The following is a 25,566-nucleotide window of genomic DNA, read 5'->3' on the forward strand; positions in this document are numbered from 1 at the left end:
CTTCTCACCATGGCGCCAAGCAATTGCCGGCTTATGCCACGCCCAGCCAGCCTCTAGATGGCATCTTCGCGTTTGCACGGAGCGCATGCGCACCATTCGCCATTCTTCACGACAAGGTAACCCTCCAGATCATGAGCAACACGACCACGCCGGACGCGCGGCAAAGCGCGCTGGCTCTTCTCGCACTGGGCCTGGGTGCCTTTGCCATTTCGACGTCCGAATTTGCCAGCATGGGGCTGATGCCTCTGTTCGCGAAGGATCTGGATCTTTCGATTCCGGTCGCAACCAACGGCATTACGGCCTACGCGGTTGGCGTGACGCTGGGGGCCCCGGTGCTGACCATTGCGGCGGCCCGGCTCAACAAGAAGCGCCTTCTGATCGCCCTGATCGCACTTGCCTTCCTGGCCAATCTCGTCACTGCGATGGCGGGTGATCTCGTCTCGCTGGTGGTGGGGCGCTTCTTCAGCGGCCTGCCCCAGGGCGTCTATTTCGGGGCGGCCTCGGTGGTGGCGACGCGGATCGTCGGTCCCGAGCGGGCAGGGCGCGCGGTCTCGCTCGTCTTTTCGGGCATTTCCGTGGCGACCATCATCGGCGCGCCGGTAGGCACCTGGATCGGGCAGCAGCTCGACTGGCGCGCAGCCTATACCGCCATTGGCCTGCTGGCGCTGGTCGCGGGACTGGTGCTGGCGTTTGCGGTTCCCCAGCGCGAGGACCTGGCCGGAGGCCCGATCCGGCAGGAACTGGCTTCGCTGCGCCGCCTCAACGTGTGGATCATGGTCCTGTTCGGCTCGTTTGCGGTCTCCAGCCTCTTTGCCATCTACACCTTCATCGGCCCTCTCGTGACCGACGTGGCGGGCATGTCGACGGGGATGACGCCGCTGGCGCAGATGCTGATCGGCTTTGGCATCGCGCTGGGCGCGCTGTGGGGCGGCGGGATGGCCGACCGCTATCGTTTCCGGGCGCTGATCCTTTCGCTGGCGGGCGCGATGGCGGCCATGCTGGTCATGTACTTTGTTGCCGCGATGCCGGTCGGCCTGATGGCGATGTTCTTTGTGGCCTCGTTCCTGCTCAACGCGGCTGTTCCCTCCATCACCGTGCAGATGATGCGCATGGCGCCGGAATCGCCCACGATGATGGGGGCGCTCAACATGGCCGCCTTCAACATTGCAAACGCGGTGGGCGCCATCGGCGGGGCGCTCACGGTCGAGGCGGGGTGGGGGCTGCGTTCCCCCATCCTCGCCGGGCTGGGGCTGACCGGGGTGGCGCTCGCGATCTTCGCGCTGGCCTGGCCGCGCTTGCGCCGCGGCTGACGTGGCGCAAGCGGTACAGGAATCCGCAATCGGATAGATTTTGTTGCGTGCCTTGCGATTGCGTGGTGGGGGCTTGATTTCCGACAGGCGAACACGATTTGCCCGAAAATCCCGCTCAGGGAGCGATTTCGCCTCGGTCTGGCATCGGATTTGCCGATGGATCGTGAAATTTTCGAACCCACTCTGATGCAAAATATGCAAGCAATATTGTTGCTTTTGGATTTGCGATAATTCGGCAGAAGCCTATTTCGCACTCCTGCCGATCGCGACGAAATGCCGCGAGCGAGCGATAAAACGAAAAGCACGAAACGTGTTCGCAGGAGTATCGATTATGGCCATTCTTCACCGCACTGTCGGTGCAGCGGCGGCTCTGGGCACCAGCGCCCTGGTCTTCGCACTGACCCTGGTCTGATCTCGGATCTGACGTCAGAGTCACGCACATACCATTACCAGGCATGGGGCGGTCCTTCGGGGCCGCCCTTTGTCGTTTGGGGGGTCGGTGTTCGGATCCTGGCAGGCAGCGGGCCGTCGCCATGGAGGGGCTGCGGGCCTGTTGCACACGCACATCGCGCAAGGCGCCTTGAAGTCGACACGGCAAAACGGCCACGAGAGGCTCGTGACCGTTTCGGCAAGGGACCGTCGAACAGGTGAGGGGAGAGGCTTACTTGGCCTTCTTGTAGGGCACGAATTCGCGCAGGCCCACAAAGCCGCTCCACATGTTGGGGGTCATCCGATCACGCAGCTGGATCGTATCCACGTTGCACAGCTGCGAGCCGAAGATGCGCGTCACCAGAATATCGTTGTCATCGAGCAGGTCCGCGTTGGTCGGGCGGTTGACGTAAAGCGTGCTGCCGACCTTGTAGACGATCGCGGTCTTCTCGATGATCGTGGCGTTGTTGAGGCGCGAGTAGGAGATGCACTTGACCGGTTCGCCCGCCGTGCGCCCTTCGAGCATCTTGGCGAGTTCCTCCTCGCCGGTGAGCTTCTCCTTGGCCATCGCGGCAGGCGCGGACACAAGGCTGGCGGCTGCGGCGAGGCCAGCGGCGAGTACGGCGAAACGGGCTTTCATGGCTCTGGTCTCCATCACGCATCGTGTGTTGCTGTCCAAGCTTAGCACCTGGTCCTGAACCGGGGCTGACCGTTCGTCGCGGCCCCGGCACTTTTTATCCGCCGGCACTTTTATCCCGTTGTCTCAGGCGGTGCCGCCCACCGTCAGGCCCTCGACCACCAGCGTGGGCTGGCCCACCCCGGCAGGCACGCTCTGCCCGCCCTTGCCGCATACGCCGATACCGCGGTCGAGTTCGAGATCGTTGCCGATGCCGGTCACGCGGGTCAGCACCGAGGGGCCATCGCCGATGATCGTTGCGCCCTTGATGGGCGCGCCCAGCTTGCCGTTCTCGACCATGTAGGCCTCGGTGCACGAGAACACGAACTTGCCCGAGACGATGTCGACCTGGCCGCCGCCGAAGTTCTTGGTGTAGATGCCCTTCTTCACGCCGCTCAGCAGTTCGGCGGGGTCCTGCTCGCCCGCGCGCATGAACGTGTTGGTCATGCGCGGCATGGGGGCGTGGGCATAGTTCTCGCGCCGGCCGTTGCCGGTCGGCTCGACGCCCATCAGGCGCGCGTTGAGGCGGTCGTGCATGTAGCCCTTGAGAATGCCGTCCTCGATCAGGACGGTCTCCTGGGTGGGGGTGCCTTCATCGTCGACCGAAAGCGAGCCGCGCCGGTCCGCGATCGAGCCGTCATCGACGATGGTCACGCCAGGGGCCGCCACGCGCTCCCCGATGCGCCCGGCAAAGGCGGAAGTGCCCTTGCGGTTGAAATCCCCCTCGAGGCCGTGGCCGACCGCTTCGTGCAGGATCACGCCCGGCCAGCCCGGCGCCATGATGACGGTCATCTCGCCAGCGGGGGCATCGATGCTTTCGAGGTTTGTGAGAGCCTGGGCCAGTGCACCATCGATGGCGCGGTTCCAGTTCTCGGGGCGGAAGAGATCGTCGTAGAGCCAGCGCCCGCCCATCCCGAACGAGCCGGTCTCGCGCCGCCCGTTGCTTTCCGCGACGATCGAGACCGAAAGGCGTACCAGCGGGCGCACGTCGGTGGCGATGAAGCCATCGGGGCGCACGATCTCGACCACGGACCACGAGCCCGAGAGGCTGGCACTGACCTGCGCGACGCGCGGGTCACGCGCGCGCGCGGCGGCATCGATGGTCTCCAGCAGCTTCACCTTCTCGCCAAAGCCGACGAGGTCGAGCGGGGAGGCGTCGGTGTAGAGGTGGCGATTGCTTTTCGCAGGTGGGCCAGCCTTGGGCCCGGTCGCTGGGTCCAGAAGTTGCAGCGTTTCGCCCGCGCGCCGGATGGCCTTGGCCGAAATCTCGTTGGCGTGGGCAAAGCCGGTCATCTCGCCCGAGACGCCGCGCAGGCCGAACCCGGCATCGCGCGAATAGTCGGCGGTCTTGAGGCGTCCGTCGTCGAAGCCGAAAGCCTCGCTCGCCATGAACTGCATGTAGAGTTCGCCATCGTCGCACGTGCGCAGCGTTTCGGCGGCCAGGGCTTGCGCGTCCTCGGGCGTGAGGTGGCGGTAGAGGAGCGAGCGGGGATCAACGATGGAAGACATGTCCATCATATAGGCGCCAAGTCCGATGGGCGAAAGCCATTGCGTGCGACCTGGCTGTTCGCACGGACGAGGCAACTGGCGGAGCAAGCCCCGCGAGGCCATCAGGCTGAGCGCCCGCGTCCCGGCACGCGCAAGGCTTTGCGTACGGCGCTCTTCAAGGGGAGGAGTTTCGCCCGGACCGGCAAGGGCCGTTCAGGGGCGGGGCCTGTGGCTCAGGCCGCCTGCTGGTCGGCGGGGCCGCCCTTGAGGACGAAGCGGCGGTCGCAATAGCCGCATTCGACATAGCCCTTCTCGTCGATCTCGAGCCAGACACGCGGATGGCCAAGAGCGGCTCCGGCACGGATGTCGGTGGCTCCATCGCACTTGACGCGGTGGGAATCGGTGAAGACGGTTTCAGGCACGTTGCTCATGGGCGATGCCTTTACCAGCGGGCGTGGACGATTTCCAGCGGCAAACGCGCGCAGGTGCATGCGCAGGACGCAGCGCGCTTGCACGCGGGGCAATCTGTGGGCGGCAAGGTCTGGCTGGCGGGCCTCTTTGCGCTTTGCGCTCTTTACCTTGGGCCAAAGCTGGCCCACATGGGGCGCCATGACTGCCTCTTCTGCCCTCTCGCCCGCCATTTCGATCCGCGACCTCGTCAAGCGCTACGCGCCTGTCGGCAAGGCCGAGGCCAAGCTGGCCCTCAAGGGGGTCAGCTTCGACGTGCCGCAGGGCGAGATCTTCGGCCTGCTCGGCCCCAACGGTGCGGGCAAGTCGACCCTGATCAACATCATGGCCGGGCTCGTGCGCAAGACCTCGGGCTCGGTCGATATCTGGGGGCACGACATCGACCACGATCAGCGCAACGCCAAGCGCGCGATCGGCATCGTGCCGCAGGAGATCGTCTTCGATCCCTTCTTCACGCCGATCGAGGTGCTGGAAAACCAGGCCGGCTTCTACGGGATCGCCAAGCATCTGCGCCGTTCCGAGGACCTGCTGCGCGCGGTGCACCTGGCTGACAAGCGTGACGCCTATGCCCGCAGCCTGTCGGGCGGCATGAAGCGGCGTCTGCTGATTGCCAAGGCGCTGGTTCACCAGCCCCCTGTTCTCGTCCTCGACGAGCCGACGGCAGGTGTCGACGTGGAACTGCGCCGCCAGTTGTGGGAACTCGTCACCGAGATGAACCGTGAGGGCGTCACCATCGTCCTTACCACGCACTATCTGGAAGAGGCCGAGGAACTGTGTGACCGCATCGCGATCATCAACCACGGTGAACTCATCGCCAATAAGCCGACGAGCGAGCTGATCGGCATGGCGCGCGAGAAAGTGCTGATGCTGACGCTCGACCAGCCCGTGGCCCAGCTTCCCGAGCATCCTGGCTTCATCAAGTGCCGTACGGTCGGCGATACGGGGCTCGAGATCACGTACGACAAGGACCGTGCAAATGCAGGAGAGGTCCTCTCGGCCCTTCAGGCGCAGGGGCTTTCTGTTGTCGACGTCACGACCCGCGAGGCGGATCTGGAAGACGTGTTCGTCAGCCTTACGGCGTAACACGCAAGGAAAAGGGAAAGGGGCAGGTCCTCGGTTCGCCCGGCCCGGGCTTATTTAAGGCTCGGGAGGGCGTCATCGGACTGCTCCATCCATTCCTTGTGCCAGACATTCTTCTTGTGGCGGCGAATCGCGGCGCCGCATTGCGTGCAGGTGGAGACGAAGCTGTGCCCGTCCCAGCTGGCGTGCTGGCGGTCGGGTTGGTGGCGATTCAACCAGCAAAAGCGAAAGAGCATAGTTAATAAGCCTTTCCTGGATTTCGTGGTTCTTGTCATGGCCTGAGTGCTCTCAGTAAGCGGGTTGGACGAAGCATGTTCTCGTGCTGTGGGGCGAAGTGGATCGGCCTTGGCCAGTGTCCTGAAGTCGCGAGAGGCTGCATGCCGGAATGTGCAGTGCCAAATTCCAGACGAAATTATTTCGTTAGTTATTCGGCTTGACCTGCACGAGTGTGCTTTTTATCGTTAACCCGAAAGCTGAAGCTCTTCTCAACCGCAGTTGAGGGCTCCTCTGACTGCGCGAATCTAAGTATAAATACCTAGCTACTGCATTGCAACAATAGTCTCCTGCTTTCGTGAGATATCTTGCGATTGTTGCGCGCACTCGGCAATGAGGCGCGATGCAGGATAACGCCCCTAGTTCAACTTCGTATGACGTCATTGTCATCGGATCCGGCGCCGCTGGTCTGACCGCGGCTCTTGCCCTCGCCGAGAGGCTCAAGGTCCTCGTACTGGCCAAGGGCAGCCTGACCGGCGGGTCGACGGCCTGGGCCCAGGGCGGCATCGCCGCGGTTCTCGACCAGGGCGATACCTTTGACGAGCATATCCGCGACACGATGGTGGCCGGGGCGGGGCTCAACCGGCGCGAGACGGTCGAATTCGTGATCGAGCGTGCGCCCCATGCCATCGCGCGGCTGCTGGACCTGGGGGTCCCCTTCAACACCGAGGACGGGGAGCTGCACCTGACCCGTGAGGGCGGGCACTCGCACCGCCGCATCGTCCACGTGAACGATGCCACGGGCTGGGCGGTGCAGGACGCGCTTCTGCGCGCCGCGCAGGCGAACCCCAACATCACGCTTCTGCCCGGACAGTCCTGCATCGACTTCATTACCGGGCGCCATGAACTGCGGTATTCGGGCTCGGGCCGGGTCTGGGGTGTCTATGCCCTTGATGAGGCGACGGGCCGGGTCGAGGCGCACACCGCGCGCGCGACCATCCTGGCCACCGGCGGGGCAGGGCGCGTCTACCGTTTCAGCACCGCGCCGCGCGGGGCGACGGGCGATGGCATCGCCATGGCCTGGCGCGCAGGCGCGCGGGTTTCCAACATGGAGATGATGCAGTTCCACCCCACCTGCCTCTACAACCTCGACGTCAAGAACTTCCTCATCACCGAGGCCGTGCGCGGCGAGGGGGGGCAACTGCGCCACCCGGTGACCGGCCATCGCTTCATGCCGGACTACGACGAACGCGCCGAACTGGCCCCGCGCGACATCGTGGCGCGTGCGATCGACGATCAGATCAAGCGCTACGGCCTTGATTACGTCCACCTCGATATCAGCCACCAGCCCGCCGAATTCGTGCGCGAGCACTTCCCGACCATTCATGAGAAGTTGCTCACGCTCGGCATCGACATGACGAAGGAGCCGATCCCGGTCGTGCCCGCCCAGCACTACACCTGCGGGGGCGTGCTCACCGATCTTGATGGCAGGACCGACCTGCCGGGCCTCTACGCGGCGGGCGAGTGCACCGAGAGCGGCCTGCATGGCGCAAACCGCCTCGCCTCGAACTCGCTGCTCGAATGCTTCGTCTTCGGGGATGCGGCGGCGAGCCACATCCTCGACCACTGGGATGCCTTCGATGCGCCGCCCCCGGTGCGCGCGTGGGACGCGAGCCGGGTAACGGATTCGGACGAGGAAGTGGTCATCAAGCAGAACTGGACCGAGATCCGCCGCTTCATGTGGAACTACGTGGGGATCGTGCGCACGACAAAGCGGCTGGAGCGCGCCATGCACCGCATCCAGCTGCTCAACACCGAGATCGAGGAATACTACCGCCACTTCCGCGTCTCGACCGACCTGATCGAGCTGCGCAACCTGTTGCAGTCAGCCGAGCTGATCGTGCGTTCGGCTCTCAAGCGCAATGAAAGCCGCGGGCTGCACTTCACGCTCGATTATCCCGAGACCGAACGCGAGCCGCACGACACCGTGCTCGTGCCCTGACGGGCAGGTCAGGGTAGGGCAGGGCGGCCTGGGGCCGCCCGGTTCGGGCTTGCCTACATCCCGATGCCCAGCGCGCGCCCGATGAAGATCAGCGCCATCGCGCCCAGGATAGAGGCGAGGCAGCCTGCGCGGTTGAAGTCGCGGCTCCCGCGCGAGGTGATGAGACCGGCGGCCAGCGAGCCGCCGATACCCAGCAGGATTGTCGCGACCCAGGACATGGGCACCTCGCCCGGGTAGATCCAGCGCGCCAGAGCGCCGATGATGAGACCGCCGATGATGGCGCCGATGATATTGAACATGCATGCTTCCTTGCGAGAACCCGGTGGCGCGCAGGTACCCCTTGCGCGCAGGATCTAAATTCCTGATCGGCGCAGGGGTTGCACAGGAGCGGGCCACGCGCACGCGCGGCTCGGCGCAGCGCCGATGGCGCTCGACGAGGGGCGCTGCGAAAAGACGCATGGCGGCTGCAGGAAGATCAACATATGGTGTTCCGCTGGGGGCGCGTGGGGCACAGTTTGTGCTTTTGTGTCTTGACGTTTGAGATGCGGGCCTCGGTTCGTCGTATTCCCGATTCGTTTCGTCGGCAAATTTTGTGGAAAAATAATGGCCCGGACGGCTCCAGATTTCGCTTGCGTTCGAGGAGGGTTCAGGACTTCCCACGCGTCGCGGTGGCTGGGCAATTGTCCAGCGCGGCTTCGGGCCTCGCGGCTTGCGTGTCTCCCCCCTCTTGCGCCGATGCAAAGAAACGGCACTATGGGTTGTGGCGCTTCGGCGGTCGAACCTCTAAACCTTGATGCAGCGCGGGAATGTCCCGCGTCGCCCCCGGAAGCGATTTCGGGGCAGGTTTGGGCGACTCCGCGAGGCACCACAGGGTCGAGAGCAGGGGCAAAGGTCTCCTTTTCGTGCTGAACGTGGTAGTCTGGGATTTCCCCGGCGGCCGCGCTGCGGTGCGCCTTGACCCTGCGCGGAACACTACGCGCTTGCCTGCCTTGGCAGGTGGCGCGGCAACCAATGGGGCGAACGAGTGGATTTCAGGAACGGAAGTGACAGTCGCATCGACAGCGCGGACGCTACGGAAGAAACCGTTGCCAGCCCGTCGGTAAACTCGAACAAGGAGACGGGCGCAGGCCCGGCAATCGGAATGGACAAGGCGGATACGGCCAGCGCGGACCTCGTTGCTGCAGCCGCGGCCTCGGTGGCCGCAGCGGCCCAGGCAAACTCGGCGAAGGAATACGACTCCAAGTCGATCAACCCGCGTCGCTTCACCATCGTCACGGACGACAGCCGTAACGACAAGCTGACCGCGTTCGGCAAGGAAACGCTGGAGGATCGCTACCTCCTCCCCGGCGAGAAGTACCAGGACCTCTTCGCGCGCGTGGCCGATGCCTACGCCGACGATGCCGAGCACGCCCAGCGTCTCTACGACTACATCTCCAAGCTCTGGTTCATGCCCGCCACCCCCGTTCTCTCGAACGGCGGCACCGGTCGCGGCCTGCCTATCTCGTGCTACCTCAACTCGGTCGAAGACAGCCTCGAAGGCATCGTCAACACCTGGAACGAGAACGTCTGGCTCGCCTCGCGCGGCGGCGGCATCGGCACTTACTGGGGCAACGTGCGCGGCATCGGTGAGCCGGTCGGCCTCAACGGCAAGACCAGCGGCATCATCCCCTTCGTGCGCGTGATGGATTCGTTGACCCTGGCGATCTCGCAAGGCTCTCTGCGCCGTGGTTCGGCGGCCTGCTACATCGACGTCTCGCACCCCGAGATCGAGGAATTCCTCGAGATCCGCACCACCACGGGTGACTTCAACCGCAAGGCGCTGAACCTGCACCACGGCGTGCTGCTCTCGGACGAGTTCATGGAAGCCGTGCGCGATGGTGCCGACTTCGACCTGAAGAGCCCGAAGGACGGCGCGGTGCGCAGCACCGTCAACGCCCGCGCGCTGTTCCAGAAGCTGGTCGAAGTGCGCCTGCGCACCGGCGAGCCCTACCTCGTCTTCTCCGACACCGTGAACCGCATGATGCCCAAGCATCACCGCGATCTCGGCCTCAAGGTCTCGACCTCGAACCTGTGTTCGGAAATCACGCTGCCCACGGGCCGCGATCACCTCGGCGAAGACCGCACCGCGGTGTGCTGCCTCTCCTCGCTCAACCTGGAAACCTGGGAAGAGTGGAAGGGCGAGAAGCGCTTCGTCGAAGACGTGCTGCGCTTCCTCGACAACGTGCTGCAGGACTTCATCGACCGCGCGCCCGACGAGATGGCCCGCGCCAAGTATTCGGCCGCGCGTGAGCGTTCGGTGGGCATGGGCGTCATGGGCTTCCACTCCTACCTGCAGAAGAAGAACATCGCCTTTGAAAGCGCGATGGCCAAGGCCCTCAACCTCCAGATGTTCCAGTACGTCAACCAGAAGGCCAACGAGGCCTCGATGATGCTGGCGCACGAGCGTGGCCCGTGCCCCGACGCGGCCGACCAGGGCGTGATGGAGCGTTTCAGCTGCAAGATGGCGATCGCGCCGACCGCCTCGATCTCGATCATCTGCGGTGGCACCTCGGCCTGCATCGAGCCGATCCCGGCCAACATCTACACCCACAAGACGCTCTCGGGCTCGTTCGTGGTGGAGAACCCGTACCTCAAGAAGCTGCTCGCCGAGAAGTCGAAGGACTCCACCAACGTGTGGAACTCGATCCTCGAGCACGGCGGCTCGGTCCAGCACCTCGATTTCCTCTCGCCGGAGGAAAAGGCGGTGTTCAAGACCAGCTTCGAGATCGACCAGCGCTGGCTGCTCGAATTCGCAGGGGACCGTACCCCCTACATCGACCAGGCCCAGTCGCTGAACCTGTTCATCCCGGCCGACGTCGACAAGTGGGACCTCCTGATGCTCCACTACCAGGCGTGGGAAAAGGGCATCAAGTCGCTCTACTACCTGCGCTCCAAGTCGGTGCAGCGCGCCGGTTTCGCAGGCTCGGGCGGGGTCGAGGCGGACAACACCGCCGAAGCGCCCAAGTTCGAGATCGGCGAGACGACCGACTACGACGAATGTCTCGCCTGCCAGTAAGGCTCGGCCAGTTCATATAATAAAGCCCCGGACTTCCACGAAGTCCGGGGCTTTTTTTAAGGGTGCCGTTCCCTCATTGCATGAGGGACGCGGGGGGCGTGTCAGTTGGCGCCAGCGCCCACCGGAATGGCGGTTCCCTGCTTCAGGTAGACGCGGTTGTCGTCGATCTTGTCGACATTGCCGAGGTCGAGGAAGTGGTGCTGGCCATCCGAACTGTCGGTGCGGGTCAGCTTGATGCGATCATCCTCGATTCCATCGACGGTGCCCACGTGCTGACCATTGGCATCGGCAACTTCCATGTGTTCGCGGATACGGAGCTTCTCGAGCATATCTCTCTCCTTTCGCTCTGTTTTGCTGCGTTGTTACCCCTAATAACGCGCATCCCCCCGGGGGGCGTTCCGGCATCCATCGCATCATGGGCACGGTTGATGGAGGCGGGAGCGTGCGAGCGGCGCGCTTTGCCGCGGGGCGTGCGTGGAGAGGCTTCGGGCGTGCGCGGATCGCACGGGAACGGCTCGGGTGCCTTGCGTATTCTGTTGATTGAAAAGCCTAATCAGGAGAATACGAACGTGTTTCGCAGGAATGCCATCATGGCCGTCTCGCTCGCCGTCGCCGCATCGGTCGGCCTTTCGGCCTGCAACCAGTACGGCCATCCGCGCCCCGGCCACCACCGCCCGCACGACCGCTACGAGAAGCGCCACGACCGGGGGCATCACGGCAAGCGCCGTCACGACCGTCGCCATGACCGCCGTCACGACGACCGGCGTGGGCCGTGGTAAGACGGTAGGAGAATAGGTCCGAAGGCCATCGCCCTCGGGCTCCCAAAACGGTCGACCTCACCTCTCCCGGCCATCGCGGCGCGCGAAAGGTGAGGTCGACCGTTTTGGGGGCAAGGGGGGATGCCCCCTTGAAAAGTCTTTCTTCCGGGTTGTGTTTGCCCATCCCGTTACCGCGTGTGACAATTTGCGGCTTGAGCGCGTGCGCGTCCTGCGCTTTGCAGTTGAGCGATTCGTAATTGTTCAAAGGGACACTCTTCTCACATGCGCAAGTGGCACCGCTGGCTCTCGCTCTTCTTCGGAATCTTCATGCTGTGGATCGCGGTGACCGGCGTGCTCAGCCAGGTCGCGGTGCTGTGGCCGGCAGGGGCGCCCGATCCGGCCGTGGAGGCGCTCGCAACGCCGCCGGAAGGTTTCGAATGCCCCGAGGGCTGGCGCTGCATGCCGCCGCGCGCTTCGGGCGGTATCCGCTCGATGGTCGGCCTGTTCCATCACCTGCATTCGGGCGAGACCTTCGGTGCCATCGGTACCGTGATCTCGGTTCTGTCGGGCCTGGCTCTGGTGTTCTTCTCGATCTCGGGAATCTGGCTCTACGTCCAGATGTGGCGCTTCCGGACCAAGCGCAAGCTAACCCCGCGCTGGTTCTGGAAGTGAACCCGCGGCGGCAATAGCGCGCGACGCAAGAAGGGCCCGGGTCATCATGATCCGGGCCCTTCTCGTATCTGGCAAGTGTGCCGGGGCTCAGGTCGAGCTGGGCATGCCGAAGGTGATGTCGCCGCGATCGGAAAGGAGCACGCCTTCCTCGCCCACGCCGTCGATCTGGCTGAGCGCGATGAAGGAGTGCCCGCCATCGCCCGCGAGCATGACTTCGTCGCCTTTGACTTCGGAAACCCGGCCAAGGCAGGTCCCCTCGGCGTCGATCACCTTCATGTCCTTGTGAATGGTTCCCAGGCTCGTCGTCCAGAATGTCCCTTCGGCAGCGCGAGGGCGGCTGGCGGTGGTGGTCATGGCGTCTCTCCTGTTGGGCCCGGTAAGGGCCGGAATGTTCCTGCTGAAAGAACGCGCAAGGAGGCTGCGCAGTTCCCCGCAAAGCCCCGGATGAGGCGGGGTTTTGATGCGGGGGGGAGGGCTGCTCGGCTCTCGCCTATGTCCAATGTGAGGCACAAGGTCTAGCGCTTGTCTCCTTGCTCTCCCCCTAAATCTATGATTCAAAACTGTGCAAACCTGAAAAAAATTTGGCCAAAATAATGCTGGAGGGCTGCACAAGGAGGGGCCATTTCGTCTATCCGCTTGGGTCCCGGGCGCGACTCTCGTTGCACCGGGCCAGATCATGCGGATTGCGAAAGACGGACCACCTCTTTCGCCCTTCGCCAACAACGCACCACGTTAGACATCCAACGGAGTCAGTCGCCCATGCCTCTTCTCGACGCGCGCAAGACCTACAAGCCTTTCGAGTACCCTTGGGCCTACGACTACTGGAAGCGCCAGCAGCAGCTGCACTGGCTGCCCGAGGAAGTGCCGCTGGGCGAGGATTGCCGCGACTGGGCGCAGAAGCTTTCCGAGCATGAGCGCAACCTGCTCACGCAGATCTTCCGTTTCTTCACGCAGGCCGACGTGGAAGTGCAGGATTGCTATCACGAGAAGTACGCGCGCGTCTTCAAGCCGACCGAGATCAAGATGATGCTCACCGCCTTCTCCAACATGGAGACGGTGCACATCGCGGCCTATTCGCACCTGCTCGACACCATCGGCATGCCCGAGAGCGAATACGGCGCCTTCCTCGAATATGCCGAGCTGAAGGACAAGCATGACTACATGCAGAACTTCGGCGTCGACAACGATGAGGACATCGCGCGCACGCTCGCCATGTTCGGCGGCTTCACCGAGGGCGTGCAGCTCTTCGCCAGCTTCGCCATGCTGATGAACTTCCCGCGCTTCAACAAGATGAAGGGCATGGGCCAGATCGTCACCTGGTCGATCCGCGACGAATCGCTGCACTGCGAGGGCATCATCAAGATGTTCCACGCCTTCACCAAGGAGCGCGGCTGCCTGACCAAGGCCGTGCGCGACGACATTGCCGATGTCTGCCAGACCACGGTGCGCCTCGAAGACAACTTCATCGACCTCGCCTTCGAGATGGGCCCGGTTCCGGGCATGACCGCCAAGGACATCAAGAAGTACATCCGCTACATCGCGGACTGGCGCCTCGACCAGCTGGGCCTCAAGCCGATCTACATGATCGACGAACACCCGCTGCCCTGGCTCACCCCGCTGCTGAACGGTGTGGAGCACGCCAACTTCTTCGAGACCCGCGCGACCGAATACTCGAAGGGCGCGACCCGTGGCGACTGGAACACGGTGTGGGCGAACTTCGATTCGCGCCGCAAGGTGAAGCCGGAAGACGTGGCGCTGGCCGACGACGGCAGCGAGCCCGGCCTCTTCGAGGATACCCAGGCCGCCGAGTAAGCGGTATCGGGAAAAGGGCGCCGCAAAGGCGCTCTTCGGCACGGCCGATGCGAAATGAACACGGCCCGGCGGGAAACCTGCCGGGCCTTTTGTGTTAGATGGGTAACACAGTCTTTCCATCGAAGGAGTGACCGCATGCTCCATATTTCTGTTTCCCGCTCCGCGCGCATGGCTTTCCTCGCCGCGCCCGTCCTTCTTGCCGGGGCCGCGTCCGGCGCGCGTCCGGTGGCCGCGCAAAGCGGCGTCATCGCGCGGACCGACGCCGAGATCGCGAAGGCGATGCAAAGCCCCTATCTCAAGATGGTACGGAACATTTCGCCCAGCGAACTCGTCCCCGGCACGCCTGTCGTGGAAGGCGACGGCGGCGTCATCGGGACGGTCGAGGGGCGCGACGGGGCAACCGTGGTGCTGGTCGATGACCGCTATCGCTACCGCGTGCCCGTCACCGAAATCTACGCCTACACGAGCGGCGATGGGGACCACTTCGCGAGCCGTGTGGCGCGCAAGGACATGGCCCGCGCGAAGCTGGAGGCGGGAGAACGCCGGGGCGGCTAGGTACGGGCCGCGCCGGTCCTCGCTCAGATCGTCCAGGATCCGGGATTGGGCATGGCTTCGCGCTTCTGGGCCTTGAGCAGGCTCATCACCGTGCGCACGATCACCCAGATCGAGACCGCGAGCAGGATCGGGAAGCCGATCAGCACGATCATCAGCACGACGCCCAGGAAGCCGCCGACAAGGCCGATCCAGAACGTGTTGATGAGATACTGGTAATGCGACAGTTCCCAGTCGGACTTGGCTTCGCTGCGCCAGACGAAGGCGAGGACGACGCCAATGATGGCGGTCACCCCGGTCAGGAACGACGCGAAGTAGAGCAGGCAGATTACCGTCGGGTTGTTGAGCTCGAAGTTCGAGCCTGGCGTCGTGGGCCTGTTTTCACTGCTGTTCACGGGCTCTCTCCTTACCATGTTCATGGCAAGGTGACCCATCGAGCTACATGCTGCAAGTGCGCTTGCCGAGCGGCATGGCACACTTGCAGATCGGCGTGGGCCTCAGACGAGGCCGAGGAAAAGCCCCGCGAGCGCCGCACTCATCAGGTTGGAAAGGCTGCCTGCCGCCAGCGCGCGCACGCCCAGACGCGCGATGTGGGGGCGCTGGTTGGGAGCAAGGCTGCCGGTCACCGCCATCTGGATCGCGATCGAGGAGAAGTTGGCAAAACCACACAGCGCGAACGTGACGACCGCCACCGTGCGCGGCGAGAGACCGGCGTCGTTGCCCAGTTCGATGAAGGCGACGAACTCGTTGAGGACGATCTTGGTGCCGAACAGGCTGCCCGCCTGCATGGCCTCGGCCCAGTCGGGGGTGGCGAGCAGGTAGAAGACCGGGGCAAAGACATAGCCGATGAGGCCCTGGAAGGTGATGTCCGCAAAGCCGAAGAGCCCGGCCGCCCATCCGATGATGCCGTTTGCCAGCGCGATAAGGGCGACGAAGGCGAGCACCATCGCGCCCACCGCGACGGCGAGCTTCACGCCGGTCTGTGCGCCTTGCGAGGCAGCCATGATGATGTTGGCCGGGCGCTCTTCCTCGTGCTCGACGGGCTCGACCTCATCGATGTGGACGCCGGGCTGGTGGGTTACGTCGTCGCGGTTGAGGGCGGCGGCGGTCATTCCCGCTGGCGGCGTCGCGCCCTCGTGGATGTCGAGCTGCGTGGCCTCGTCGTGGCGCGGGTCGGGCATGATCATCTTGGCCATGAAGATGCCGCCCGGCGCCGACATGAACGCGGCGGCGACCAGATAGTCGATGCGGATACCCATCGAGGCGTAGGCGGCCAGGATCGTGCCGGCGACACCGGCAAGCCCCACGCTCATCACGCAGAACAGCTGCGAGGGATTGAGGTTGGCAAGGTAGGGGCGGATCACCAGCGGGCTTTCGCTCTGCCCGACGAAGATGTTCGAGGCCGCGCACAGGCTTTCCACCTTGCTGATCCCGGTCACCTTCTCCAGCGCGCCGCCGATCCAGCGGATCACCAGCGGCATGATGCCCAGGTAATAGAGGACCGAGATCAGCGAGGCGAAGAAGATGATGACGGGAAGGGCCGAGATCGCAAAGCTCGCACCGCCGATCTCGGGGGCTGCGAGGGGGCCAAACAGGAAGTTGGTGCCCGCAGCCGCGTAGCCCAGCAGGCTCTCCACGCCCAGTGCCGCGCCGCGCAGCAGGCGGTTGCCGAAGGGAATGTAGAGCACCAGCGCGGCAAAACCGGCCTGAAGCGCGAAGGCCGCTCCCACCACGCGCAGCCGGATTGCCCTGCGGTTGGTGGAAAGTAGAAATGCCACGGTCATGATGAGAACAATGCCGAGAAGGCTGTAGGCGACTTGCATTGAGCGGCGCTGCTCCGAAACGAGGGAAGATCGAGTAAACGCCGGAACCTAGAGGGCGATGTCCAATACGGCTAGTGCAATTGTCCAAGGCCGGTTAGAGCATCCCGATGCAGGCCAACGACAGCACATCCATCTCGCTCCCCCGCTCACTGTTCATCTTTTCGCTGCTCTACGGCGGACTGGTGGTGCTGGCCGGGGTACTGGGCACCAAGCTCGCCTCCCTCGGAACCTGGCCGGTGGTGGGCGAACTGGCGGTCGAATCGGGCATCTTCGCCTTCCTGTTCCTCGTCGTCCTGTCGAGCGCGGTGGCCGAACTGCACGGGCGCGCCGTCGCCAATCGCCTGATTCGCTATGGCTTCATTCCGCTCATCGTCTCGATGGTGCTGATCACGCTGGTCATCAACGTGGTGCCGCCCGCCGCGATGTGGGGGGACCAGGAGGCCTTCGCGCGGCTCCTGGGGCAGGGCGCGCGCATGCAGTTTGCAGGACTGGTCTCGTACGGCGTGTCGCAGACGCTCAACGTCTACCTTTTCTCGAAGCTGGCGGGCAATTCGCTGGGGCATGAGCGCGGCGCGGTGCTGCTGTTCCGGGCCTGGCTGGCGAGCATGCTCTCGCAGGCGGTCGACACCGTGCTGTTCATCTCGATCTCGTTCTTCGGCCAGGACCTCCCGCTGCTCGCGATCATGGAGGGGCAGATCATCTCCAAGCTGGTGCTTTCCACGATCATGGTGCCCCCGCTGATCCTCTTCTTCGTGCGCTTCGGGCAGTGGCTCGACCGACCGAAAACGGCCTGAGCAAAGCCACCTGCACACCAAGTGTTGCGTGTGCTTGACGAAAAAGGGCACAAAATACCTTCAATTCCGCGTCAGGGAAGCTAAAGCGGGCTCATGCCGAATCCTCATGATCCCGCCATGCTTGCGAAAGCCGAAACCCTCGTCGATGCGCTGCCCTACCTGCAGCGCTACGCTGGCCGTACCTTCGTGGTCAAATACGGCGGCCATGCGATGGGCGATCCCGAGCTTGCGCAGGACTTTGCCGAGGACATCGTTCTGCTCAAGGCCGTGGGTATCAATCCCGTCGTCGTGCATGGCGGTGGCCCGCAGATCGGGGCCATGCTGAAGAAGGTCGGCGTGGAGAGCCAGTTCGTCGATGGCCTTCGCGTGACAGACCGCGAAACCGCGCAGGTCGCCGAGATGGTCCTGTCGGGCGCGATCAACAAGGAGATCGTGGGCTGGATCGCGCGGGCCGGTGGCCGCGCGATGGGCATTTCCGGCAAGGACGGCAAGATGGTCACCGCGCGCAAGGTGCAGCGCACCAAGAAGGACCCGGACAGCCTGATCGAGAGGGTCCTGGACCTGGGCTTCGTGGGCGAGCCGGAAACGATCGACACGACGGTGATCGAATCGATCTCGGCCTCGGGCATGATCCCGGTGATCGCGCCGATCGCGGCGGGCGCGGACGGAGAGACCTACAACGTCAACGCCGACACCATGGCCGGATCGATTGCGGCGGCGCTGGGCGCGGCGCGCCTGTTCCTCCTCACCGACGTGCACGGCGTGCTCGACAAGGAAGGCGAACTGCTGACCGACCTTCGCCCCTCGGACATTGCCCGCCTGCAGGACGATGGCACGATTTCGGGGGGAATGATCCCCAAGCTGGAAACCTGCGTGCACGCGGTCGAAGCGGGCTGCGAGGCGGCGGTCGTCCTTGACGGGCGTGTCTCGCATGCCATGCTTCTGGAAATATTCACACAGGAAGGTGCAGGCACCTTGATCCGCACGGATCCTGCGGCCATCTGAAGATAACAACGGGCAAGAAAAGGCAAAAATCCACCGTCATGCGTACCCAGTTCGTCATCGCCGCCGCTGTGTGCAGTGCCGCCCTGCTGCTTGCGGGATGCGAATCGAATGCACCCGAAGCCATTCCGAGCGACGGTGCGACTGGCGTGGGTTCGGAACTTCTTGTCCCCGAGATGCTCCCCACCGATGCCGCGACCGGCGCGGTGAGCGGCGGCATCGCCAATGACCTCGACATGGAAGCGCTGACCGAGCGCCGTGATCCGGAACGCCTGCTGCGTTATTACACCAGCGCCATCCGCCTGGGCGACTGGATCGATGCGGCCAAGGCCTGGAGCCTCGATGCGCAGATGAGCCCGGAAAAGCTGCGCGACGAATTTGGCGGCAAGGCCGGCCCCAAGATCGCGGTCGGCAAGGGGGACATCGCAGGCGCTGCAGGTTCGCTCTATTACGAGGCCCCGATCGTCGTCGATTTCGCCGACGGGCGCCCCTCGCGCCGGGGCACGATCGTGCTGCGCCGCGTGAACGACGTGCCCGGTGCCAGCGAGGAGCAGCTCAACTGGCGCATCGAGCGCACCTCGACGCTGACCCAGTAAGGGCCTTCGGGGCCTCCTCTGGCTATCCCTTTGTCGATGCAGGATGGTTCATTGCAGAGCCACCCTTGCCGGAATCGGTCTGCCTCGGCTATCAGCGCGGCAACGCGTGACCGCGCGGGCGTTTCTGTCCGTGCGGGCACTGGCCAGTTCCAGCAGGAAAGGAGCAGGGCTTGCTCTTCTTAACGCTCTACCAGATCATCGATTACCTCGTTAACATCATCGTCTTCGTCGTGATCGTGCAGTTCGTGCTGGGACTGCTCATCGCCTTCAACGTCGTGAACATGCACAACCAGTTCGTGGCGACGATCTACCAGGCGCTGAACGCCATCCTCGAGCCCCTCCTGCGGCCGATCCGCAAGTTCATGCCCAACACCGGCGCGATCGATTTTTCGCCCATGGTGCTGATTATCGGGCTCACCATCCTCCAGATCATTCTCGCAAACCTGGCAAGGGCTTACGCATAACATGACCGCTCAGATCATTGACGGAAAGGCCTTCGCTGCGGGCCTGCGCGAACGTGTCGGCAAGGTAGCTGCCGATTTCGAGGCGAAGGCTGGCCGCAAGGCGGGTCTCGCCGTGGTGCTGGTGGGGGAGGACCCGGCAAGCCAGGTCTACGTGCGCAACAAGGGCAAGCAGACAATCGCTTGCGGCATGGAAAGCTTCGAGCACAAGCTTGCCGCCGACACCAGCGAGGCGGATCTCCTTGCCGTGGTCGAAAAGCTTAACGCCGATCCGGCCGTGGACGGCATTCTCGTCCAGCTTCCGCTGCCCAGCCACATGAACGAGCAGAAGGTGATCGCGGCGATCAACCCGGACAAGGACGTCGATGGCTTCCACGTCGTTAACGTCGGTCGCCTGTCGACGGGCCTGCCCGGTTTCGTGCCCTGCACGCCGCTGGGCTGCGTGATGCTCCTCAAGGACCAGCTCGGCTCGCTTTCGGGCCTCGATGCAGTCGTGGTGGGACGCTCGAACATCGTGGGCAAGCCCATGGCCCAGCTTCTGATCGCGGAGAGCTGCACGGTCACCGTCGCGCACAGCCGCACCCAGGACCTGCCTGAGGTCGTGCGCCGCGCCGACATCGTGGTGGCTGCGGTGGGCCGTCCCGAAATGATCAAGGGCGAGTGGATCAAGCCGGGCGCAACCGTGATCGACGTGGGCATCAACCGTGTGGCCGGTGCCGAGGAAGGCAAGACCAGGCTGGTCGGCGACGTCGACTTCGGCTCGGCCAGCGAGGTCGCGGGCGCGATCACGCCAGTGCCGGGCGGGGTTGGTCCCATGACCATTGCGGTCCTCCTGCGCAACACCATCGTGGCCGCGCACCGCAACGCCGGTATCGCACTGGACGAGAGCACGATTTGAGCGCCGCGCGGCGCCTCCTGGCGCTGAGCGTCCTTTCGGCAGCGCTGCTCGCCACGCCGCCGCTGGGCGCGCGCGACCGGCGCATGCCGGGCGGGCGCCCCGGTGCGGGCACGGCCAATCCCAGCGCGCTTGTCGCCGCCGAGATCGCGCTCAACCGGCGCGCTCGGGAGAAAGGCCGCTACGATGCCATGCGCAAGTTCGCCGCCGACGAGGCCGTTCTCTTCGCGCCGACCCCGGTCCTCGCCGAGGATTGGCTGCGAGGCCAAGAGGAGCCTGCCGATGGCCTGAAGTGGGACCCGGCCGAAATCTGGATGAGCTGTGATGGCACGCTCGGCCTCACGCAAGGTGGCTGGACACGCGCGGACGGCAGCTTCGGGGCCTACGCCACGATCTGGAAGAAGCGCGAGAAGAAGTCGGAATACCGCTGGGTTCTCAACCTCCGCCTGCCCAGCGACGAGCCGGTCACGGTTCCCGACTTCCTCACCGGCAAGGTGACCGACTGTCCCGCGCCGCAGCCCTGGAACGGGCCGCGGAAGAAGGCCGAGGACGAGATCAAGGTGACGGCGGACGGGCCACCCACGCAGGGTCGTTCGGACGACGGCACGCTGCGCTGGCGCTATGCGACGGCGCCTTCCGGAAAGACCGTGCTCACCGTTTCGCTTCTGACGGGCGGCGGGCTCAAGCAATTTGCGTTCGAGGCCGGGGCCCGGACAGGGGATACACGGCCATGATCGAATTGTTCATCAGCGCGTTCACCGCTTTCTTCGTGGTGATCGACCCGCTGGGCTGCGCGCCGATCTACGCAGGGCTCACGGCAGGGGCCAGTCGCCAGCAGGCGGTCAGCATGGCCGCGCGGGCCTGCGCCATTTCGGTGGCGATTCTCCTTGTCTTCGCGCTCTTCGGCAAACAGCTCCTGGGCGCGCTTCACATCGAACTCGACGCCTTCCGCATTGCAGGCGGCATCATGCTCTTCATGATCGCCATCGAGATGGTCTTCGAGAAGCGCACCCAGCGCCGTGAGGAGCGCGCCGAGAAGATCATGGCCCAGAACGCGGAAACGCCCGAGGTCGAGGACGTCTCGGTGTTCCCGATGGCGATGCCGATGATCGCAGGGCCCGGCTCGATCGCGACGATCATGCTGCTCATGTCGCGCGCGCAGGGCTCGGAGCAGACCTTCGCGGTGCTCGGCGCGATGCTGCTGGTGCTGGCGCTGACTTTCGCGGCGCTGGCGGCGGCAGGCCCCCTGATGCGCATCCTGGGTGAGAACGTGGAAGCGGTCATCACCCGTCTCCTGGGCGTCCTTCTGGCCGCGCTCGCGACACAGTACGTGATCGACGGGATCAACTCCGCGCTGCTGAGCTAGGAGGCATCTGTCCAGCAGTTCACACGGCATTCATGTCGGGGGCCGTTTCCTGTCCTCTCCACACGAGCGATGGGAGGTGCGCGATGCCCCGTCTGAACTGGCTTTCCTGCTTTGCTGCCCTGGCGCTTGTGTCGGGAGCGCAGGCCCACGCGGCCGACGCAGTGTCCGCCGATCCGGCTGCGCAGTCTGATGCCGAAGCCCCCACGACGGCGGAGCGGGTCGACCCCAATCATCGCGATCCCGCGACCAGGGGAACAGGCTACGACGTGCGGGTCTCGCTGCAGGTCCGCGAGACGCGGCGCGATATTCGCGCGATGCGCCGGGATGGCAGCATGAGCCGTGGGCAGGCGAGGGCCTTTCGCAAGCAGGCCAGCGTTGTGTCCGCGGCAAGCAATCGGGCACAGAGGCGGGCTGGCGGCATGAGCGCTTCGGAGGCGCGTGACATGGGTATGCAGGCGGCGATGCTCGACAGCCTCGTCAATGCCCCGATGGCGCAGGACCGTCCCGAGCGGCGCTGATGCGCCGCGCTCACGGCCAAGGTCCGCGATCTACTGGAGAGTCGCGCCGTCTTCGTCGCTGTCGCCGTGCTTGCCATAGAACTGCATGAGCTGCACCAGCATCTCGCAGCGCTCGGCGAGGGACGGGGACTCGAGCAGGCCCTGCTTGGAGGCCGGGTCGAAGGGGGCGATCTGCGAGACACCGTTGATCAGCGCCTGGTCATCGAGCCGGGAAACCTGTTCCCAGTCCACCGCATAGCCCTGCCGTTCGGCAAAGCGGCGTGCTTCGCGTTCGAACGAGGCGCGCTCGACGGGGGCAAGCACTTCATCGAGCGGTTCGGGAAGGAGCTCGGCCTCGATCTGGCGGAAGGGGGTCGTGACATTGAGTTCGCGCGTCATGCGGAACAGCCGCTCGCCCTCCAGGATGATGTTGTAGCGCCCGTCCTGCAACGCCTCGACCTCGCCGATACGCCCGAGACATCCCACCTGAAACAGCGGGGCGCCTTCGGTCGGACGCTGGGGCTGGATCATGCCGATCATCCGGTCACGGGCGAGCGCATCGCTTACCATCGCGCGATAGCGCGGCTCGAAGATGTGCAGCGGCAGTTGCAGGTTGGGATAGAGCACCGCGCCGGAGAGGGGGAATATGGTGATGCGCGGCACGGTGTCGGTATCCTCTCTTGGGCTCAGCCGAACAGGATCGTCGAGAGCTTGCGGCGCGTTGCCGAAACCCACGGATCTTCCAGGCCGACCGCCTCGAAGATCTCGAGCAGCTTGGTACGTGCAGCGCTGTCGTTCCACTCGCGGTCGATTGCAACCATTTTCAGGAGCGTTTCGGCGGCAATATCGCGCTCGCCCGCGGCAAAGGCGGCGTTGGCGAACGAGAACTGCGCCTCCAGGTCGGAGGGGTTGGTTTCCGCTGCACTGCGCAGGGCGGCCAGTTCGCCGTCATCGGGCTTGTCCTTGGCAAGCTCGAGGGCCTTGCGGGCGCGCTCGATCTGCGGGTCGCTGGAAAGCTCGACCGGCAGGGTCTCGAGCATCTGGGCCGCCTCTTCCAGGCGGTCTGCGGCCACCAGCGCGCGGATGAGACCGGACGCGGCCTCGGCGCTGTCGGGCACGACCTGGAGGATCTGCATGAAGACGCCGGCGGCCTGTTCGGCGTCGCCCGCCGCTAGAGCCTCTTCGGCCATGGCAAGGTGAGGGGCAATATCGGGCTTGGGCGGCTGTCCGCCAGGCTGGACGGGAAGCTGTTCGAGCAGCTTGTCGAGCGTGGCCTTCAGCTGCGATTCGCTGCGCGCCTGCGTCAGGTCTGCGACCGGCTGTCCCTGGAACATCGCGTAGACGGTCGGGATCGAGCGGACCTGGAACTGCGAGGCGATGAACTGCTCTTCATCGACGTTGATCTTGGCGAGCACCACGCCCTTGTCGGCGTACTCGGCCGCGACCTTCTCGAGCACCGGGGTCAGCGCCTTGCAGGGGCCGCACCACTCCGCCCAGAAGTCGAGAATGACGAGCTGGGTCATCGAGGGTTCGGCAACCTCCTTGCGGAACCGCTCTGCTGCCTTCTGCTCTTCGATGTTCAGACCCATGCTGGCCACTGCACTGCTCCCGTCGGTCGCGATTTCAAGAGCGGCCTAGATCGACATTCTGGGGGCGTTTGTGAAGGGGGGGAATGCGGGAAAGCGGCGGGAATCTGCAATTTGTATTTTTTCTTTCATTTTGCGCTTGCAGGGTCCGGAACCCACTGCTAATGGGCCGCCTCCACCCCGGAAGGGCGGCGCGGACATCCGCTTCCAACCTTCCGAACGGACGCCAGAGCGGGCGTAGCTCAGGGGTAGAGCACAACCTTGCCAAGGTTGGGGTCGAGGGTTCGAATCCCTTCGCCCGCTCCAGTTTCCATCGGTAGTGCAAGGGCACTCTTCCATGCAGGCATGGCAAGAGCGCGGAAGTCTTGGTTTCGTCTTGCAAGGGGTTGGGCCGAAATACATTTTAGGGTCTTGCGGTGCTTTCGAAGCGCTGCTAATGGCCCGCCACCGCAGACACGATGGTGCTTCACCAGAGTGTTTCGGAAAAACGCCAGAGCGGGCGTAGCTCAGGGGTAGAGCACAACCTTGCCAAGGTTGGGGTCGAGGGTTCGAATCCCTTCGCCCGCTCCAGTTTCTAGATGACATTGTCGGTATATCGCATGACGCCGGGCATTTTGCTGCGGCGTTTTTCGTATGTGCGGCGTTTGCAGCGCCTTGCGGCGGCGGGCTATTCGCCCGCCACCGTCATGCCGTCCACGCGGATCGTGGGTACGTTGATCGCGCGGTACCATTCCAGGTCATTGGCCGGAGTGAGCTGGGCGTACATGGCCATGAGATTGCCCGCGACCGTCAGCTCCGAGACGGCGCCCGCAATCTGTCCGTCGATGATCCGGAAGCCCGAGGCCCCGCGGCTGTAGTCGCCTGTCACCCCGTTCACGCCCTGGCCGATCAGTTCGGTGACGTAGATGCCGTCCTTGATGTCGGCCATCAGCTCCTCGGGCGAAAGCGTGCCGGCCGAGAGGTGGACGTTGCCGACCGAAACGGACGGCGAGCCGCCGCCTGCGCGCGCGGCATGGCCGGTCGGGGCGAGGCCAAGCTGGCGGGCCGAGGCGGTGTCGAGCAGCCAGCCAGTGACGCGCCCGTCCTCGACCAGCGTGGTGGGACGGGTGGCGAGCCCCTCGCCATCGAAGGGGCGCGAGCGCAGGCCGCGCTTGAGGTGCGGATTGTCGCCGATCTCGATGCCCGCCTTGAAGATACGCTCCTCGATCCGGTCGAGGAGGAAGCTGGAGCGGCGGGTGATCGCGCTGCCCGACATTGCGCCCAGCAGGTGCCCGATGAGCGTGCCGCCCACGCGCGGGTCGAAGACGACCGGGAGCGGTCCGCTTCGGACGCGGCCCGGGTTGAGACGGCCGACGGCGCGGGTGCCGGCCAGCGTGCCTATCTCGGCGGCGGAAGGCAGGTCTTCGCGGTGGTGCGACTGGCGCCAGGCGTTGTCGCGCTGCTTGGCGTTGCCTTCGCCTGCAACGACCGAGACACTGAGCGAATGGTTGGTCGAGGCATAGCTTCCGGCAAAGCCGTGGCTGGTAGTGAGCGCGAAGACGCCGCTGCCCGAATGGGCCGAGGCGCCGTCCGAATTGGTGACCCCGGCAACGGCGCGCGCGGCTTCCTCGCCTTCCTCGGCCATCGTGCGCAGGGTCTGCGGGCTGAGTTCGCCGCTGTCGATCATGTCGAGATCGGGCCAGGGCGCCTGGCTCAGCAGTTCCTCGGGAGCGAGCCCGGCGTAGGCATCTTCCGGCGCGAGGCGCGCCATGCTGATCGCGCGTTCGGCCAGTTCGTCGAGCGCGGCGGGCGACATGTCGGAGGAGCCGATCGAGGCCGAGCGCTTGCCCGCGAAGACCCGCAGCGAGATATGCTCGCTTTCGGAACGCTCCACGTCCTCCAGGTTGCCGAGGCGGATCTGGATCCCTTCGGAGGCGTTCGCGGCGTAGATCGCATCGGCGGCGTCCGCTCCGGCGCGGCGGGCGCGCTCCACCAGATCCTGCGCGCGGTCCTGGGCCTGCTGCGGGCTAAGCATGTCGGTTCGTACTCCAA

At 64.7% G+C, this 25,566-nt stretch carries 27 protein-coding genes and 2 tRNA genes; 18 read left to right on the forward strand and 11 right to left on the reverse strand.

What is annotated here, in order from left to right; translation table 11 throughout:
* The first annotated feature begins 131 nt into the window (after positions 1-131).
* Complete coding sequence (locus HT578_RS16695) at positions 132-1,310, forward strand: MFS transporter (protein WP_213500771.1); 1,179 nt, start codon at positions 132-134, stop codon at positions 1,308-1,310.
* A gap of 661 nt (positions 1,311-1,971) precedes the next feature.
* Here HT578_RS16695 and HT578_RS16700 read toward each other — a convergent pair.
* The 3 genes from HT578_RS16700 to HT578_RS16710 form a co-directional block, all read right to left on the reverse strand.
* On the reverse strand, positions 1,972-2,379 hold the full coding sequence (locus HT578_RS16700; RefSeq protein ID WP_039388955.1) for a hypothetical protein: 408 nt from the start codon (positions 2,377-2,379) through the stop codon (positions 1,972-1,974).
* A gap of 123 nt (positions 2,380-2,502) precedes the next feature.
* Positions 2,503-3,924: a metalloprotease TldD gene (gene tldD / locus HT578_RS16705; protein WP_213500772.1), complete on the reverse strand. Its 1,422-nt coding sequence runs from the start codon at positions 3,922-3,924 to the stop codon at positions 2,503-2,505.
* Between the two features lie 212 nt (positions 3,925-4,136).
* The gene (locus tag HT578_RS16710; RefSeq protein ID WP_039388953.1) at positions 4,137-4,334 is read right to left on the reverse strand and encodes a zinc-finger domain-containing protein; all 198 of its coding nucleotides are present in this window, start codon (positions 4,332-4,334) and stop codon (positions 4,137-4,139) included.
* A 178-nt stretch (positions 4,335-4,512) separates the two neighbouring features.
* Between HT578_RS16710 and HT578_RS16715 the strand changes: the two genes are divergently transcribed.
* Positions 4,513-5,454, forward strand: coding sequence for an ABC transporter ATP-binding protein (locus tag HT578_RS16715; protein ID WP_039388951.1), 942 nt, complete (start codon positions 4,513-4,515; stop codon positions 5,452-5,454).
* 613 nt (positions 5,455-6,067) lie between these two features.
* Positions 6,068-7,666, forward strand: a complete 1,599-nt coding sequence (gene nadB, locus HT578_RS16720; protein ID WP_213500773.1) for an L-aspartate oxidase — start codon at positions 6,068-6,070, stop codon at positions 7,664-7,666.
* 53 nt (positions 7,667-7,719) lie between these two features.
* On the opposite strand, the gene HT578_RS16725 is transcribed toward nadB, so the two are convergent.
* Positions 7,720-7,965, reverse strand: a complete 246-nt coding sequence (locus tag HT578_RS16725; RefSeq protein WP_039388947.1) for a GlsB/YeaQ/YmgE family stress response membrane protein — start codon at positions 7,963-7,965, stop codon at positions 7,720-7,722.
* Positions 7,966-8,807: 842 nt separating this feature from the next.
* Between HT578_RS16725 and HT578_RS16730 the strand changes: the two genes are divergently transcribed.
* Positions 8,808-10,721: a ribonucleoside-diphosphate reductase subunit alpha gene (locus HT578_RS16730; RefSeq protein ID WP_144400928.1), complete on the forward strand. Its 1,914-nt coding sequence runs from the start codon at positions 8,808-8,810 to the stop codon at positions 10,719-10,721.
* 101 nt (positions 10,722-10,822) lie between these two features.
* Here the strand turns inward: HT578_RS16730 and HT578_RS16735 are convergent, their stop codons facing one another.
* The gene (locus tag HT578_RS16735) at positions 10,823-11,050 is read right to left on the reverse strand and encodes a DUF2171 domain-containing protein (protein ID WP_213500774.1); all 228 of its coding nucleotides are present in this window, start codon (positions 11,048-11,050) and stop codon (positions 10,823-10,825) included.
* Between the two features lie 240 nt (positions 11,051-11,290).
* Here HT578_RS16735 and HT578_RS16740 point away from each other — a divergent pair, with 240 nt between their 5' ends.
* Positions 11,291-11,500, forward strand: a complete 210-nt coding sequence (locus tag HT578_RS16740; protein ID WP_144400842.1) for a hypothetical protein — start codon at positions 11,291-11,293, stop codon at positions 11,498-11,500.
* 261 nt (positions 11,501-11,761) lie between these two features.
* A complete protein-coding gene (locus HT578_RS16745; protein WP_213500775.1) occupies positions 11,762-12,151 on the forward strand; it encodes a PepSY-associated TM helix domain-containing protein in 390 nt (129 codons plus the stop codon).
* Positions 12,152-12,238: 87 nt separating this feature from the next.
* Here the strand turns inward: HT578_RS16745 and HT578_RS16750 are convergent, their stop codons facing one another.
* Positions 12,239-12,505: a DUF2171 domain-containing protein gene (locus tag HT578_RS16750; RefSeq protein WP_039388902.1), complete on the reverse strand. Its 267-nt coding sequence runs from the start codon at positions 12,503-12,505 to the stop codon at positions 12,239-12,241.
* A gap of 405 nt (positions 12,506-12,910) precedes the next feature.
* Between HT578_RS16750 and HT578_RS16755 the strand changes: the two genes are divergently transcribed.
* Together HT578_RS16755 and HT578_RS16760 are read left to right on the forward strand one after the other, a co-directional pair.
* Complete coding sequence (locus HT578_RS16755) at positions 12,911-13,963, forward strand: ribonucleotide-diphosphate reductase subunit beta (RefSeq protein ID WP_213500776.1); 1,053 nt, start codon at positions 12,911-12,913, stop codon at positions 13,961-13,963.
* 135 nt (positions 13,964-14,098) lie between these two features.
* Positions 14,099-14,518 (forward strand): hypothetical protein, encoded by a 420-nt coding sequence (locus tag HT578_RS16760; protein ID WP_213500777.1) that lies wholly within the window; start codon positions 14,099-14,101, stop codon positions 14,516-14,518.
* A 23-nt stretch (positions 14,519-14,541) separates the two neighbouring features.
* On the opposite strand, the gene HT578_RS16765 is transcribed toward HT578_RS16760, so the two are convergent.
* Together HT578_RS16765 and HT578_RS16770 are read right to left on the reverse strand one after the other, a co-directional pair.
* Positions 14,542-14,910, reverse strand: a complete 369-nt coding sequence (locus HT578_RS16765; RefSeq protein ID WP_239026327.1) for a DUF4870 family protein — start codon at positions 14,908-14,910, stop codon at positions 14,542-14,544.
* A gap of 102 nt (positions 14,911-15,012) precedes the next feature.
* On the reverse strand, positions 15,013-16,338 hold the full coding sequence (locus HT578_RS16770) for a NupC/NupG family nucleoside CNT transporter (protein ID WP_213500778.1): 1,326 nt from the start codon (positions 16,336-16,338) through the stop codon (positions 15,013-15,015).
* A 107-nt stretch (positions 16,339-16,445) separates the two neighbouring features.
* On the opposite strand from HT578_RS16770, the gene HT578_RS16775 reads away from it, so the two are divergent.
* The 8 genes from HT578_RS16775 (at position 16,446) to HT578_RS16810 (ending at position 21,970) form a co-directional block, all read left to right on the forward strand.
* Entirely contained in the window at positions 16,446-17,132 is a 687-nt protein-coding gene (locus HT578_RS16775; RefSeq protein WP_213500779.1) for a queuosine precursor transporter, read from the forward strand.
* Between the two features lie 93 nt (positions 17,133-17,225).
* On the forward strand, positions 17,226-18,137 hold the full coding sequence (gene argB, locus HT578_RS16780) for an acetylglutamate kinase (protein WP_039388888.1): 912 nt from the start codon (positions 17,226-17,228) through the stop codon (positions 18,135-18,137).
* 38 nt (positions 18,138-18,175) lie between these two features.
* A complete protein-coding gene (locus tag HT578_RS16785; RefSeq protein ID WP_213500780.1) occupies positions 18,176-18,730 on the forward strand; it encodes a hypothetical protein in 555 nt (184 codons plus the stop codon).
* Positions 18,731-18,900: 170 nt separating this feature from the next.
* Positions 18,901-19,194: a YggT family protein gene (locus tag HT578_RS16790; RefSeq protein WP_039388887.1), complete on the forward strand. Its 294-nt coding sequence runs from the start codon at positions 18,901-18,903 to the stop codon at positions 19,192-19,194.
* Between the two features lies 1 nt (position 19,195).
* Positions 19,196-20,089, forward strand: coding sequence for a bifunctional methylenetetrahydrofolate dehydrogenase/methenyltetrahydrofolate cyclohydrolase FolD (folD, locus tag HT578_RS16795; protein WP_213500781.1), 894 nt, complete (start codon positions 19,196-19,198; stop codon positions 20,087-20,089).
* Positions 20,086-20,820, forward strand: coding sequence for a hypothetical protein (locus HT578_RS16800; protein ID WP_213500782.1), 735 nt, complete (start codon positions 20,086-20,088; stop codon positions 20,818-20,820). Before folD ends, HT578_RS16800 begins: the two co-directional genes overlap by 4 nt.
* On the forward strand, positions 20,817-21,452 hold the full coding sequence (locus tag HT578_RS16805) for a MarC family protein (RefSeq protein ID WP_039388885.1): 636 nt from the start codon (positions 20,817-20,819) through the stop codon (positions 21,450-21,452). Before HT578_RS16800 ends, HT578_RS16805 begins: the two co-directional genes overlap by 4 nt.
* A gap of 83 nt (positions 21,453-21,535) precedes the next feature.
* Complete coding sequence (locus HT578_RS16810; RefSeq protein WP_213500783.1) at positions 21,536-21,970, forward strand: hypothetical protein; 435 nt, start codon at positions 21,536-21,538, stop codon at positions 21,968-21,970.
* Positions 21,971-22,000: 30 nt separating this feature from the next.
* Here HT578_RS16810 and HT578_RS16815 read toward each other — a convergent pair whose 3' ends face one another.
* Together HT578_RS16815 and HT578_RS16820 are read right to left on the reverse strand one after the other, a co-directional pair.
* Positions 22,001-22,612, reverse strand: coding sequence for an LON peptidase substrate-binding domain-containing protein (locus tag HT578_RS16815; RefSeq protein WP_039388883.1), 612 nt, complete (start codon positions 22,610-22,612; stop codon positions 22,001-22,003).
* 23 nt (positions 22,613-22,635) lie between these two features.
* Entirely contained in the window at positions 22,636-23,538 is a 903-nt protein-coding gene (locus HT578_RS16820) for a tetratricopeptide repeat protein (RefSeq protein WP_213504420.1), read from the reverse strand.
* Positions 23,539-23,766: 228 nt separating this feature from the next.
* Between HT578_RS16820 and HT578_RS16825 the strand changes: the two genes are divergently transcribed.
* A tRNA-Gly gene (locus HT578_RS16825) sits at positions 23,767-23,841 on the forward strand.
* Between the two features lie 189 nt (positions 23,842-24,030).
* A tRNA-Gly gene (locus HT578_RS16830) sits at positions 24,031-24,105 on the forward strand.
* 97 nt (positions 24,106-24,202) lie between these two features.
* Here the strand turns inward: HT578_RS16830 and HT578_RS16835 are convergent.
* Positions 24,203-25,549 (reverse strand): TldD/PmbA family protein, encoded by a 1,347-nt coding sequence (locus HT578_RS16835; RefSeq protein WP_213500784.1) that lies wholly within the window; start codon positions 25,547-25,549, stop codon positions 24,203-24,205.
* Between the last annotated feature and the right edge of the window lie 17 nt (positions 25,550-25,566).

The sequence above is a fragment of the Novosphingobium decolorationis genome (assembly GCF_018417475.1).
In the GTDB taxonomy this organism is placed as follows: domain Bacteria; phylum Pseudomonadota; class Alphaproteobacteria; order Sphingomonadales; family Sphingomonadaceae; genus Novosphingobium; species Novosphingobium decolorationis.

Bases quoted from the DNA above. Each gene is read 5' to 3' on its own strand.
- HT578_RS16775 (WP_213500779.1), top strand. From the start codon at position 16,446: ATGCAGGCCAACGACAGCACATCCATCTCGCTCCCCCGCTCACTGTTC.
- HT578_RS16735 (WP_213500774.1), bottom strand. From the start codon at position 11,050: ATGCTCGAGAAGCTCCGTATCCGCGAACACATGGAAGTTGCCGATGCC.
- HT578_RS16805 (WP_039388885.1), top strand. From the start codon at position 20,817: ATGATCGAATTGTTCATCAGCGCGTTCACCGCTTTCTTCGTGGTGATC.
- HT578_RS16725 (WP_039388947.1), bottom strand. From the start codon at position 7,965: ATGTTCAATATCATCGGCGCCATCATCGGCGGTCTCATCATCGGCGCT.
- HT578_RS16715 (WP_039388951.1), top strand. From the start codon at position 4,513: ATGACTGCCTCTTCTGCCCTCTCGCCCGCCATTTCGATCCGCGACCTC.
- tldD (WP_213500772.1), bottom strand. From the start codon at position 3,924: ATGTCTTCCATCGTTGATCCCCGCTCGCTCCTCTACCGCCACCTCACG.
- HT578_RS16755 (WP_213500776.1), top strand. From the start codon at position 12,911: ATGCCTCTTCTCGACGCGCGCAAGACCTACAAGCCTTTCGAGTACCCT.
- HT578_RS16835 (WP_213500784.1), bottom strand. From the start codon at position 25,549: ATGCTTAGCCCGCAGCAGGCCCAGGACCGCGCGCAGGATCTGGTGGAG.
- HT578_RS16730 (WP_144400928.1), top strand. From the start codon at position 8,808: ATGGACAAGGCGGATACGGCCAGCGCGGACCTCGTTGCTGCAGCCGCG.
- HT578_RS16820 (WP_213504420.1), bottom strand. From the start codon at position 23,538: ATGGGTCTGAACATCGAAGAGCAGAAGGCAGCAGAGCGGTTCCGCAAG.
- HT578_RS16785 (WP_213500780.1), top strand. From the start codon at position 18,176: ATGCGTACCCAGTTCGTCATCGCCGCCGCTGTGTGCAGTGCCGCCCTG.
- HT578_RS16700 (WP_039388955.1), bottom strand. From the start codon at position 2,379: ATGAAAGCCCGTTTCGCCGTACTCGCCGCTGGCCTCGCCGCAGCCGCC.
- HT578_RS16710 (WP_039388953.1), bottom strand. From the start codon at position 4,334: ATGAGCAACGTGCCTGAAACCGTCTTCACCGATTCCCACCGCGTCAAG.
- HT578_RS16760 (WP_213500777.1), top strand. From the start codon at position 14,099: ATGCTCCATATTTCTGTTTCCCGCTCCGCGCGCATGGCTTTCCTCGCC.
- HT578_RS16810 (WP_213500783.1), top strand. From the start codon at position 21,536: ATGCCCCGTCTGAACTGGCTTTCCTGCTTTGCTGCCCTGGCGCTTGTG.
- argB (WP_039388888.1), top strand. From the start codon at position 17,226: ATGCCGAATCCTCATGATCCCGCCATGCTTGCGAAAGCCGAAACCCTC.
- HT578_RS16695 (WP_213500771.1), top strand. From the start codon at position 132: ATGAGCAACACGACCACGCCGGACGCGCGGCAAAGCGCGCTGGCTCTT.
- nadB (WP_213500773.1), top strand. From the start codon at position 6,068: ATGCAGGATAACGCCCCTAGTTCAACTTCGTATGACGTCATTGTCATC.
- folD (WP_213500781.1), top strand. From the start codon at position 19,196: ATGACCGCTCAGATCATTGACGGAAAGGCCTTCGCTGCGGGCCTGCGC.
- HT578_RS16770 (WP_213500778.1), bottom strand. From the start codon at position 16,338: ATGCAAGTCGCCTACAGCCTTCTCGGCATTGTTCTCATCATGACCGTG.
- HT578_RS16750 (WP_039388902.1), bottom strand. From the start codon at position 12,505: ATGACCACCACCGCCAGCCGCCCTCGCGCTGCCGAAGGGACATTCTGG.
- HT578_RS16745 (WP_213500775.1), top strand. From the start codon at position 11,762: ATGCGCAAGTGGCACCGCTGGCTCTCGCTCTTCTTCGGAATCTTCATG.